General features: G+C 45.5%; 12 protein-coding genes and 1 pseudogene. 11 read left to right on the top strand and 2 right to left on the bottom strand.

Going from position 1 to position 11,574, the window contains the following annotated elements:
* Positions 1–157: 157 nt before the first annotated feature.
* The 11 genes and pseudogenes from MBEAL2_RS12875 to MBEAL2_RS12825 all read left to right on the top strand — a co-directional run bounded on the left by MBEAL2_RS12875 (position 158) and on the right by MBEAL2_RS12825 (position 10,588).
* Positions 158–997 (top strand): MIP/aquaporin family protein, encoded by an 840-nt coding sequence (locus MBEAL2_RS12875; protein WP_152667787.1) that lies wholly within the window; start codon positions 158–160, stop codon positions 995–997.
* Positions 998–1,032: 35 nt separating this feature from the next.
* Positions 1,033–2,700 (top strand): propanediol/glycerol family dehydratase large subunit, encoded by a 1,668-nt coding sequence (locus tag MBEAL2_RS12870; protein ID WP_047152707.1) that lies wholly within the window; start codon positions 1,033–1,035, stop codon positions 2,698–2,700.
* Between the two features lie 14 nt (positions 2,701–2,714).
* Entirely contained in the window at positions 2,715–3,293 is a 579-nt protein-coding gene (locus MBEAL2_RS12865) for a propanediol/glycerol family dehydratase medium subunit (RefSeq protein ID WP_047152706.1), read from the top strand.
* Positions 3,294–3,305: 12 nt separating this feature from the next.
* A complete protein-coding gene (locus tag MBEAL2_RS12860; RefSeq protein WP_047152705.1) occupies positions 3,306–3,728 on the top strand; it encodes a diol dehydratase small subunit in 423 nt (140 codons plus the stop codon).
* 3 nt (positions 3,729–3,731) lie between these two features.
* Positions 3,732–5,567 carry a diol dehydratase reactivase subunit alpha gene (locus MBEAL2_RS12855; RefSeq protein ID WP_047152704.1) on the top strand — a complete coding sequence of 612 codons (1,836 nt, stop codon included), beginning with the start codon at positions 3,732–3,734 and terminating at the stop codon, positions 5,565–5,567.
* Positions 5,564–5,899, top strand: coding sequence for a glycerol dehydratase reactivase beta/small subunit family protein (locus MBEAL2_RS12850; RefSeq protein ID WP_047152703.1), 336 nt, complete (start codon positions 5,564–5,566; stop codon positions 5,897–5,899). The genes MBEAL2_RS12855 and MBEAL2_RS12850 overlap by 4 nt, the downstream gene beginning before the upstream one ends.
* 16 nt (positions 5,900–5,915) lie before the next feature.
* Positions 5,916–6,243 (top strand): annotated as a pseudogene (locus MBEAL2_RS12845) (GlcG/HbpS family heme-binding protein); the annotation flags it as partial.
* A 219-nt stretch (positions 6,244–6,462) separates the two neighbouring features.
* A complete protein-coding gene (locus MBEAL2_RS12840) occupies positions 6,463–7,716 on the top strand; it encodes a sensor histidine kinase (protein ID WP_052947694.1) in 1,254 nt (417 codons plus the stop codon).
* A gap of 5 nt (positions 7,717–7,721) precedes the next feature.
* Positions 7,722–8,480 (top strand): response regulator transcription factor, encoded by a 759-nt coding sequence (locus tag MBEAL2_RS12835; protein ID WP_236692831.1) that lies wholly within the window; start codon positions 7,722–7,724, stop codon positions 8,478–8,480.
* A 206-nt stretch (positions 8,481–8,686) separates the two neighbouring features.
* On the top strand, positions 8,687–10,207 hold the full coding sequence (gene adh / locus MBEAL2_RS12830; RefSeq protein ID WP_047152701.1) for an aldehyde dehydrogenase: 1,521 nt from the start codon (positions 8,687–8,689) through the stop codon (positions 10,205–10,207).
* 15 nt (positions 10,208–10,222) lie between these two features.
* On the top strand, positions 10,223–10,588 hold the full coding sequence (locus MBEAL2_RS12825; protein WP_047152700.1) for a DUF779 domain-containing protein: 366 nt from the start codon (positions 10,223–10,225) through the stop codon (positions 10,586–10,588).
* 141 nt (positions 10,589–10,729) lie between these two features.
* On the opposite strand, the gene MBEAL2_RS12820 is transcribed toward MBEAL2_RS12825, so the two are convergent.
* Entirely contained in the window at positions 10,730–11,185 is a 456-nt protein-coding gene (locus tag MBEAL2_RS12820; protein ID WP_047152699.1) for a hypothetical protein, read from the bottom strand.
* A gap of 189 nt (positions 11,186–11,374) precedes the next feature.
* The coding region (locus tag MBEAL2_RS32865; protein WP_236692826.1) for a hypothetical protein at positions 11,375–11,574 on the bottom strand (200 nt) is incomplete at its 5' end.

Raw genomic sequence — 11,574 nt, 5'->3', positions numbered from 1 at the left:
CATTCCTTATATAAGGGATGTCTTCTTTTCGTTAAAGTATTCTGATTATATAAAAGGTTAAGAAAATGCTAATAAATGCATGCTATGTCCAGGGACATCTTTATTTCAGAAAATTATAATGGACTCATAACAACAAAAAAGGAGGGAGGTGTCTCAAATGAAAAGCGTAAAAGGAGAATTAATTGCAGAGTTTATTGGCAGCTTCATTCTGATTTTTATCGGTGCGGGTTGTGTGGCTGCTCTGGTTTTAAACGGAGCTCAATACAACATATGGGATGTGTCCGTGATCTGGGGTTTAGCTGTTAGTATGGCTCTTTATATAACAGCGGCTATATCCGGCGCGCACATTAATCCGGCGGTAACCTTATCACTCGCCGTTTATCGTGGATTCCCCTGGGCTAAGGTACTCCCTTATGCTACAGCCCAAACCGCGGGAACCTTTACTGCTTCCGCCGCAGTATACGGGCTGTACCGCAATGGGTTCCTTCAGTATGAAGCGGCAAAGGGAATTACCCGGGGGAGCGCACAAAGCCAAACTTTGGCGAGTATTTTCTCTACCTATCCTGCACCCTACTTAAGTAATTTTCAAGCCGCATGCGTAGAAATCGCCATATCCGCTTTTTTAGTAGCGGCTATATTTTCCTTTATTGATGAGCGAAATTCATTCGCCCCCACAAAGGCACTGTTTCCGCTAGCAGTTGGCATCGTGGTAGCTGTAATGGGAGGTTCCTTTGGAACACTAACAGGGTTTGCAATGAATCCGGCCCGTGATTTTGGCCCTAAATTATTTACAGCCCTGGCCGGCTGGGGTCAGGTTGCACTACCTGGACCCAACGGATATTTCTGGGTTCCTATCATCGGACCCATCATTGGAGCACTCCTGGGAGGAGGGCTGTACGATTATTTCATTGGCAGATACCTCCCTGTTGAAGATCCTTTATTACAGGAAACAGATAACAGCAAGAAGGAAATAGCGGCTTCTGCGGAAACGGTTTAATTTTTAAATAATCATAGAAAAGAGGGAGACCCTGTATGCAGCGTTCAAAAAGATTTGAGATTTTAGAACAAAGATCCGTGAACCAGGATGGATTTGTAACGGAATGGCCAGAGATGGGATTTGTAGCCATGTCGAGTCCTGAGGATCCGAAGCCGTCTGTCAAAGTGGAAAATGGAAAAATCGTCGAATTGGATGGAAAGAAAAGAGAAGGTTTTGATATGCTGGATCAGTTTATTGCCGATTATACGATCGATGCAAGCATTGCTGAAAAAGTAATGTCCATTGACAGTTTAGACATTGCCCGCAAACTGGTGGACATTAACGTAACCCGTTCGGAAATATTGTCCCTATCGAAAGGTATGACCCCTGCAAAAGTAGTGGAAGTGCTCAATCATATGAATGTCGTGGAAATGATGATGGCTTTACAAAAGATGAGAGCGAGAAAGACCCCTTCCAACCAATGCCATGTAACAAACGTACGGGATAACCCGGTGCTGATGGCGGCGGATGCTGCGGAAGCAGGACTCTTTGGATTCGATGAACAGGAGACGACCGTCGGGGTTGTCCGGTATGCTCCCTTCAATGCGTTAGCCTTACTCGTAGGTTCCCAAACGGCAAGGGGCGGAATCCTAACCCAGGATTCCCTGGAAGAAGCAACGGAACTTCGTTTAGCTATGCTGGGGCTGACTTCTTATGCCGAAACCATTTCCATCTATGGCACGGAACCTGTTTTTATCGACGGGGATGACACACCGTGGTCAAAATCGTTTTTAGCCTCTGCCTATGCTTCCCGTGGTGCCAAAATGCGCTTTACGTCGGGAACAGGTTCCGAAGTTCAAATGGCGGGTGCGGAAGGAAAGTCGATGCTTTATTTGGAAATTCGCTGCGTGATGATGGCCAAAGGAGCGGGTGTTCAAGGGTTACAAAACGGCTCAATAAGCTGCATTGGAATTCCAGCCTCCGTCCCAAGCGGAATCCGTGCGGTATTAGCGGAGAACCTGGCCACAACGTTATTTGATTTGGAAGTAGCCTCAGGAAATGATCAAACCTTCTCCCATTCAGAAATCCGGCGAAGTGCAAAAATGTTATGTCAGATGCTGCCGGGTACTGACTTTATTTTTTCCGGATATAGCGCGGTACCGAACAGCGAAGATATGTTTGCCGGCTCCAATATGGATTCAAGTGATCTGGACGATTACTTAATTATTCAACGGGACATGATGGTTGACGGCGGGTTAAAACCAGTAGATGAAGGAAGTGTCATTGAAATTCGCTATGAGGCTGCCAGAGCTTTGCAAGCCGTTTTCGAGGAATTAGGATTCCCGGCGATTACAGACGAAGAAGTCGAAGCGGCTACTTATGCCAATAGCAGTGTCGATATGCCGCCGCGAAATGTTGTCGAAGATTTAAAGGCAGCTGAACGAATTTTACGGGATGGAATCGGGGGATTTGATGTCGCCCTCGTCCTGGCAAAGCGCGGGTACAGGCAAACGGCCGAACGGATTTTCGATATGCTAAAACAAAGGGTAGCCGGCGATTATTTGCATACATCGGCCATCATTAATAAAGAAAATGTTGTGATTAGCGCGGTAAATGATGAGAACGATTACACGGGTCCGGGAACCGGATACCGTATAAGCCCGGAAAGATGGGAAGAAATCAAAAACATTCGCCAGGCCATTAGCCCGAAAGATTTCGATTAAAGGAGGAATGAGGTATGACTACAGCCACATTTTCGATAGAAATGAAGATAACGGAGATCGGCACAGCAACAAAAGGGACGAATCCCAGAGAAGTTATAGTGGCCATCGCTCCTGCTTTTGGAAAAGAAATGAATAAAACGATCGTCAAGGTTGACCATGCGGCAGTATTGCGCGAAGTGATTTCCGGAATTGAAGAACAGGGGGCAATCCCGCGCATTATTCGGAGTTTACGTACCGCCGACCTGGCCTTTATGGCACATGGAGCAGCTAAATTGAGCGGTTCTGGAATCGGAGTTGGATTACAGTCACGAGGGACGACGGTTATTCATCAGCGTGACCTGGATCCATTGAGCAATCTTGAGCTATTTCCCCAATCTCCGTTAATTACCCTGGAAACGTACCGGGCGATTGGACGGAATGCAGCGATGTATGCCTTAGGGGAAAGCCCCAATCCTGTTCCGGTTGTTAATGATCAAATGGCGCGCCCTAAATATCAGGCGGTTGCCGCACTCCTCTATTTAAGAGAGTGTCAGTCTATTGTTCCGGATGCCAGGCCGGTTGAGTTACTGGCAGAATTTACAATAAAAGAGTAGGAGGGAATTTATATGGAAAAATTGACGAAAGAGCAGTATCCGCTTGGTTTAAAACGTCCTGATTTATTATTTACTCCGACAGAAAAAGCCTATAACGAACTGACATTGGATGCTGCCCTAAAAGGACAGGTGACAGGTGCAGATCTGCGAATCAGCCCGAAAACGCTGCTCATGCACGCCGAAATTAGTGAAAGTTTAGGCAGAACTCAATTAGCGAAAAACTTCCGCAGAGCAGCCGAAATGATTAGTATTTCGGATTCTCGTATATTGCAAATCTATAATGCCTTGCGCCCGAATCGGTCTACAAAAGAAGAATTATTAGCGATTGCTGATGAATTAGAAGAACAATATGGTGCAGTGGAAAATGCGGGGTTAATTCGTGAAGCTGCGGATGTATATGAAAGGCGTGGCAGATTAAAGAAAATTGAGGACTAACCTATGATGAAACGAATTGTTGCTGGTGTAGATATTGGCAATTCATCAACAGAAGTGGCTATCGCGCGGATTGAGGGTGAGCAGATTCAGTTTCTTTCCCAGCATTTGGTGAAAACAACAGGCGTAAAAGGGACCACCCACAATGTGAGGGGGATTCAGTTTGCCTTGCAAGAGGCTGCCAAACAAGCCGGGCTTGATGTAGAGGAAATTGATCTCATCCGGCTCAATGATGCTGTTCCAGTGATTGGGGATCTGGCCATGGATTTAATCAGTGAGACCATTATCACCGAATCTTCCATGATAGGCCATAATCCGGATACTCCAGGTGGAGCAGGGCTGGGCGTTGGAACAACGATTTTAATCGATCAATTATTTGATGCGGCAGAGAAAGGACAGGGTTATATTACGGTTATACCCAAATCGTTTGATTATGAATGGGTGGCTCACCGCCTTAACCAGGCAGAAACTGAAGGAATATCCATTACAGGAGCCATTGTTCAAAAAGACGATGGAGTATTAATCCACAATAGGCTGCATAAAAAAATTCCGATTGTGGACGAGGTTTCCCTGATTGAAAAAGTTCCTCTATTTAAGCTGGCAGCCGTCGAGGTGGCTTTACCCGGCCATGTCATTCGGACGTTAAGCAATCCTTATGGACTCTCCACGGTGTTTCAACTGGATCCGGATCAGACGATACAGATTGCTCTGGTTGCCAAAGCGTTAGTAGGCAATCGTTCCGCAGTTGTCATCCGCACACCGCAGGGGGAAGTGGTCGAACGAAAAATTGAAGCGGGCCGGATGATTTTAATAGGGCCACGGAGCCATATGGAAGTGTCGGTTAACGATGGGGCAGAAAGCATAATGAACACGTATGAAAAAATCGGCACGCTGCAGGACGTTCGGGGAGAGACTGGGACAAACGTTGGAGGCATGTTTAATGGCCTGAGGCAGGATTTGGCTCAATTAACCGGGCAATCACCGAATGAAATTACCATTTCAGATTTTCTGGCCGTTGATGCGGTCATTCCGACGTCCATTAGCGGTTCCATGGCCGGCGAGCTTTCTATGGAAAGTGGTGTGGCCCTGGCCTCCATGGTGAAAACAGATAAGGTCCCGATTCAGAGAGTCGCTTCCCTGCTGGAAGAAGAAATAGGAATTGCGGTTGAAGTTGGCGGAGTAGAAGCGGAGATGGCCATTCGTGGAGCCTTAACAACTCCCGGAACGAGAAAGCCGATTGTCATTCTTGATATGGGCGGCGGCTCAACCGATGCCGCTATGATGGATGGAGCCGAAAAAACGGTCTCAACCCATCTGGCCGGTGCAGGCGACATGGTAACGATGCTGATTAATTCGGAACTGGCTTTAGGAGATAAGGATGTAGCGGAAAAAATTAAGAAGTATCCATTAGGTAAAGTGCTCAGTTTGTTTCATATGCAATTAGAAGACGGAACGATTTTGTTTTCCGAAACGCCTTTTCCCCCGTATACCTTTGGAAAAGTAGTCATTCGGGAAGAGAAAGAGTTTACACCTCTGTCTATCCGCAGTTCGATGGAAAAAATCCGGGAGATTCGCCGGAGCGCTAAACGAAGAGTGTTCGTTACGAATGCATTGCGTGCGCTTAAGCGAATTATTCCTACAGGAAATTTAAAACATTTATCCTTTGTTGTTATGGTGGGAGGATCGGCGCTTGATTTCGAGATTCCACAAATGCTGACAGAGGAACTGGGCAAATACGGAATCGTTGCTGGTTTTGCCAACATACGCGGCACGGAAGGCCCGCGGAACGCAGTCGCTACCGGCCTGGTACTGTCCTCCGTAAAATATGGGGTAACTAAATGAATAAGCATGAAGTTTATATTCCCATTTTATATGATAGCCGTATTCCATTTCACCAAATGAAGGAAATCTGTGCCGGATTGGAAGAAGAGGGGGTTCCTTTTCAGCTCTATCAGCGGGATGAAATACTCGACTTTGTTCAACTGGGGGCCCTGGCAGCCTCTATGTCTCCACTGCAAGTTGGCATAGGGGTGGATCAGCAAGGGAACTCGTGCCTGCATCACGAGAAATTGAGGCAGGCAGAACCATACTTAAAAGACAGGCTCATAAACGGACGCAGATTAGGAAAGAATGCAGCCCGTTTGGTCAAGGGTTTACCATTATACTTTTTATAAGGGAGGATGAAAATCAATGGATCAGATTACGTTAGAACTGGCAAAAAAAATGATAGAAGGTGCAGAAGAAGAAGCCAATCAAATCGGGGTACCTATGGTCATTAGTATTGTGGATGAGGCGGGAATTTTGTCGCCTGCCACAGAATGGATGATGCGCTGTTGGTTAGCGTAGATATTGCCCAGAACAAAGCCTGGACTTCGGTAGCCATGAAAATGCCTACCGCTGATTTAGCGCAATTGTCCGGGCCCGGGAACGAGCTGTATGGAATCAATACAACAAACAGTGGGCGGGTTGTCGTGTTCGGAGGGGAATCCCGCTGCGTAGAAATGAGCGAATCATAGGTGCGGTAGGTGTGAGTGGCGGGTCAGTTGCTCAGGACATCCAGGTGGCACAGGCGGCTGTCAGGGTACTTAGTGATTTAGAATGGATGCCAAATCTAGTTGAATAAAAATGAGTTTGCTCTAGTGATTTAGACCCCTTTTGTCCAATCGTACACTTTCACTGATAAGTTCGACTTTTTTAAAAATAAAAAGTAGTGTAAAATAATCGAAGGGGGTTCAGGTTGGAGGGTACTGTGACCGTATTTACATTGCGCAATATCGTGAACATCGAAATTCTCCAGGAAATCCAGGATCGCTTCGCGGATGCTACCGGCCTGGGAGTCGTCATCGCAGACGAACAGGGAGTACCTGTTACTAAGCCCAGTAATTTCACTGCCTTTTGCTCCCATATCCGTTCATCAGAGGAAGGGTTACAGCGCTGTATGTTATCAGATGAACGGGTAGGAATCATAGCAGCCGAGCAGGGGAAACCTGCCATACATCGTTGCCATTCCGGCCTGGTTGATCTGGCCGCACCTATCATTCTCAATGGCAATTACCTGGGGGCGGTTCTTTGCGGCCAGGTATTAATTGAAGAGAAGGATAAAGAAAGGCTTGAACAGGTTCGCCAGAATACGAAAAACCTGCATATTAATCAAGAACTCCTCGATCTTTATTTTGAGAAGATTGAATTTACCAGTCAAAAACGCGTAGAAGCCGCAACAGAAATGCTCTATCTTGTTGCCAATTATATTATCAAGATGGGAGCAACTCACCTCGCACAGGAAGAATTAAATGAGAAAAGCCAGAAGTTGATGGAAGAATTACAAATTCGTGCTGAACTGGAGAAAATCTTGCGAGAAACACAATTAAGAGTATTACAGTCGCAGATTAACCCTCATTTCTTATTTAATACATTAAATACAATTTCCCGCCTGGCCTACCTGGAGAACGCAGAACAGACACAAAACGTTACGTACTCTTTAGCAAAAATACTAAGGTATAGTTTACGGAACATAGACCAACTTGTTCCTCTAAAGGAAGAGTTAGAACACATCAAGAACTATTTAAACATTCAACAATCTCGTTTTCGAAACAAAATCCAATATGAACAGTGGTTGGATTTGGATGTTGATGGAATAAAAATTCCAATCCTCACCATTCAGCCAATTATTGAAAACGCTATTATACATGGATTTGAGCCGCAGGATAGTACGGTTGTCCTTAAACTTCGTGGATTTTCGATGGATAACAAAGTGATCCTTGAGATTTCCGATAATGGCATGGGAATGCCCGAAGAGAAACGGCTATCCATATTTTCAAATAAAAATTCCGAAAACAACGGTCATACCACAGGAATCGGAATGAACAATGTACAAAAACGAATTCAGCATTACTTTGGAGAAGAGTATGGTATCGCAGCAATTGAAAGCCAAATCGGAGCTGGGACAATGGTTCAAATCATCATCCCGAAATTAGGAGGGAATCTGGCTTGAAATTGATGATTGTTGATGATGAACCGCTGGAGCGGGAAGTGTTAACAATGATGATTAAGAAACACAACATGGCCGTAGATCAATTCTTTGAGGCAAAAAATGGTGTGGATGCTGTGAATTTAGCCAGGCAGGAGCAAATGGATCTGGTGCTGATGGATATCAAAATGCCCATTATGGACGGTTTTGCGGCTGCTGAAATTATCAAAAAGGATGTTCCTGATTGCCGCGTGATTTTTCTTACTGCCTATGATGAGTTCGATTCCGGGTGCCGGACAGCGGAATGGGAAGCGGATGATTATTTACTGAAGCCGGCTCACCCGGATGAAATTCGGCGGGCATTAATTAAATATATCCCGGAGTCAGCTGCTCCCGTTTCACAATACTTAGAAGAAAGCTGGGAACATTACGATATCGTAAAAATCGTAGAATATATTGAACATAACCTTCACATGGAGTTAAATTTAGAAATTTTAGCTGGATTGGTCCATCTTAGCGCACAATATCTTAGCAGACTGTTTAAACAGGAAACAGGTCTTACGATTACACAATATATTACTGCCCGTCGCTTAGAAAAAGCCAAGCATTATCTTGATTATACGAAAGAAACCGTGATGGAAATCAGCGAAAAATGCGGTTTTTCCGACTCGAATTATTTTGCAAGGGTTTTCAAGAAATATGAGGGTATAACGCCAACGCAATATCAGCAGCAATCTATCCTTGCAAGGAAGAAGCGGATAAATTCATTCGGTAATTTCGTCATGTAGATTGTAGACTGACTATCAAACATAAAGCAAAAAAATTGCTACTAAAGGTCATATAAATGCAGTTACAAACAAAAGACAGAATGTTATAATATTAACTAATAGTAAATAAATACAAAATATTATAAAAAATACATCCGTTATTTTTGTACAAAGCATTTTTAAATTACGTTTTCAAAAAATTACAATAGATGAAGGAGGAATAAAACATGATTTGCGTACAACCTGGACAAGAACAATCAAAGGTGAATTTCAAGGAGCAGTATGATAACTACATAGGGGGAAAATGGGTTTCACCGGTGCGCGGAGAATACTTCGACAATATTTCGCCTGTTAATGGAAGACCATTCTGCCGCATTGCACGCTCCACTGCGGAAGATATTGAACTTGCCCTTGACGCAGCCCATGAAGCAAAAGATGGCTGGGGTCGAGCTTCGGCTGCAGACCGTGCCCGCGTTCTAAATAAAATTGCCGACCGCATGGAAGAAAATCTGGAAGTGCTGGCCGTTGCAGAAACATGGGATAACGGAAAACCCGTACGCGAAACGATGGCAGCTGATATTCCTCTGGCAATCGACCATTTCCGTTACTTCGCCGGCGTTCTGCGTGCAGAAGAAGGGACGATCAGTGAAGTGGATGAACATACGGTAGCCTACCACTTCAATGAGCCGCTCGGAGTAGTCGGGCAGATCATTCCGTGGAACTTCCCTATCTTAATGGCATGCTGGAAGCTGGCTCCTGCATTAGCGGCCGGCAACTGTGTTGTACTGAAGCCAGCCGAACAAACTCCGGCATCCATTATGGTTCTTGCCGAATTGATTCAGGATTTACTTCCACCGGGTGTTTTAAATATTGTAAACGGTTTCGGTTTAGAAGCCGGTAAGCCGCTTGCCTCGAATCCGCGTATCGCAAAAATCGCGTTTACAGGAGAAACAACAACAGGACGCTTAATTATGCAATATGCATCGCAAAACATTATTCCAGTTACCCTTGAACTGGGTGGAAAATCACCTAATATTTTCTTCCCGGATGTGATGGCCAAGGACGATGCTTTCCTCGATAAAGCCATCGAAGGATTTGTGCTGTTTGCACTGAATCAGGGTGAAGTATGTACCTGCCCATCCCGCGCACTCATTCACGAATCCATTTATGACGAATTTATGGAGCGTGCGCTTGCCCGCGTAGCCAGCATTAAACAGGGAAATCCGCTTGATACCGATACGATGATTGGGGCACAGGCCTCCCTGGAGCAGGTCGAGAAAATCCTGTCCTACATTGATATCGGTCTGCAGGAAGGCGCAGAGTGCCTGATTGGAGGCGAGCGCAGCATACTGGGAGGAGATTTAAACGAAGGCTATTATATTCAGCCTACCGTGTTCAAAGGTGACAATAGCATGCGCATCTTCCAGGAAGAAATCTTCGGACCTGTTGTATCCGTTACAACGTTTAAAGATGAAGCTGAAGCGCTGCGGATCGCGAATGACACGCTGTACGGGCTTGGAGCGGGGGTATGGTCACGCGATATGAATACGGCTTATCGTATGGGACGTGCCATTAAAGCAGGCCGTGTTTGGACAAATTGCTATCACGCTTACCCGGCTCATGCTGCATTTGGTGGTTATAAACAGTCCGGTATCGGGCGTGAAAACCACAAAATGATGCTCAACCACTACCAGCAAACGAAGAATCTACTCGTAAGCTATTCACCGGATGCATTAGGTTTCTTCTAAACCTGGAGGTGAAAAATGGAGGAAATCAAGAAAGTCATCGCCACAGAGGCTGCGATTGCGCTGATTGAACGGCTCAAGGAGAAGTACGGTCCCCTGATGTTTCATCAGTCGGGCGGATGCTGTGATGGAAGTTCTCCTATGTGTTATCCGCGCGGAGAATTTATCGTAGGCGATCAGGATATTCTGCTTGGAGAAATCGGCGAAACTCCTTTCTATATTAGCGTTCCTCAATATGAGTACTGGAAGCATACGCAGTTAATTATTGACGTGGTAAATGGCCGGGGCGGAATGTTTTCCTTAGAAGGACCGGAAGGCGTGCGGTTTTTAACCCGCTCCCGTGTATTTACAGCGGAGGAGCGAGCTGTGCTCGCTAACGAATAACCAAAGGCTAACAAATATGGAAAGCCCTCTTGAGAGGGTAAGTAATTTATTAGAAAAGAAAAACGCTCTTCCCCTGTGGAAAGAGCGTTTTTTCATGCCGGCGTGAGACTAAGCGGCCGTATCACTTCCTTTTTTCTTGGCCTAAGCGCGTACAAACCCTTCTTCCTGCATGTACTGCTCCGCTTCTTCATACGTTTCAAAAGAAGCTTCCAGGTTCAAGCCGGTGTACACATTCCACAAGTCGTTCTCGTGTACAAGTAAGAGCGTCTGCTCTTCCGGGCCAGTCCATTGCTCACCTTGCTCCTCCTCCATTTCCGAATCATCCGAGAGAGACTCAATGGACGATTTGATTAAGGAACGGAGTTCATCCGCCGCATAATCACGAATATTCACCAGGCCTTTGTCGTCTGTGTCGTAATCAGGCAGGTGTCCGGCATATACAAAGCCGTTGCCGTTCGGGTGCAGGTGGTAAACTACGATTTTTTTGTCAAAAGCGCTTTCTTCATAATGAAAATTCACTCGTCCCAGCGAGACATTTTTTCGTTCTAATTGCGGAAATGATTCAATAATCGCGAGCTTTTCTTCAAACGTCAGCATACATATATTCTCCGTTTCTGTTGGACTGTTGTCGTTTGTGATTATATCACATACTTGTTTTCCGGCGAAACCTGCGGTGTATGAATAAGACCGGAGCACGTATTGCCAAAGAGCGAAGAGTCTCGTAGAATAAGAAGAGTCAAGATCCTTACATGCCTATGTAAAAATCTGATTTGAGAGTAACTCAAATCAGATTTTTATTAGTTTAATAACTTTCACTATCTGTTTGCCTACTCTTTGATGGAGGTGCATACGACGGCGATACCGCTGATGGACCGTATGGTGTAGGCATTGGAGCGTTGGCTGATGGAGGTGCATACGACGGTGATACAGCCGATGGACCATAGGGCGCATACATTGGAGCGTTTTCTGGTGGCACATACGACGGC

It is taken from the genome of Aneurinibacillus tyrosinisolvens, assembly GCF_001015055.1.
Lineage (GTDB): Bacteria > Bacillota > Bacilli > Aneurinibacillales > Aneurinibacillaceae > Aneurinibacillus_A > Aneurinibacillus_A tyrosinisolvens.
The sequence above is the reverse complement of the archived record's forward strand: the minus strand, read 5'-3'. Positions and strand labels throughout refer to the sequence as shown.

Bases quoted from the DNA above. Each gene is read 5' to 3' on its own strand.
- MBEAL2_RS12875 (WP_152667787.1), top strand. From the start codon at position 158: ATGAAAAGCGTAAAAGGAGAATTAATTGCAGAGTTTATTGGCAGCTTC.
- MBEAL2_RS12870 (WP_047152707.1), top strand. From the start codon at position 1,033: ATGCAGCGTTCAAAAAGATTTGAGATTTTAGAACAAAGATCCGTGAAC.
- MBEAL2_RS12865 (WP_047152706.1), top strand. From the start codon at position 2,715: ATGACTACAGCCACATTTTCGATAGAAATGAAGATAACGGAGATCGGC.
- MBEAL2_RS12860 (WP_047152705.1), top strand. From the start codon at position 3,306: ATGGAAAAATTGACGAAAGAGCAGTATCCGCTTGGTTTAAAACGTCCT.
- MBEAL2_RS12855 (WP_047152704.1), top strand. From the start codon at position 3,732: ATGATGAAACGAATTGTTGCTGGTGTAGATATTGGCAATTCATCAACA.
- MBEAL2_RS12850 (WP_047152703.1), top strand. From the start codon at position 5,564: ATGAATAAGCATGAAGTTTATATTCCCATTTTATATGATAGCCGTATT.
- MBEAL2_RS12835 (WP_236692831.1), top strand. From the start codon at position 7,722: ATGATTGTTGATGATGAACCGCTGGAGCGGGAAGTGTTAACAATGATG.
- adh (WP_047152701.1), top strand. From the start codon at position 8,687: ATGATTTGCGTACAACCTGGACAAGAACAATCAAAGGTGAATTTCAAG.
- MBEAL2_RS12825 (WP_047152700.1), top strand. From the start codon at position 10,223: ATGGAGGAAATCAAGAAAGTCATCGCCACAGAGGCTGCGATTGCGCTG.
- MBEAL2_RS12820 (WP_047152699.1), bottom strand. From the start codon at position 11,185: ATGCTGACGTTTGAAGAAAAGCTCGCGATTATTGAATCATTTCCGCAA.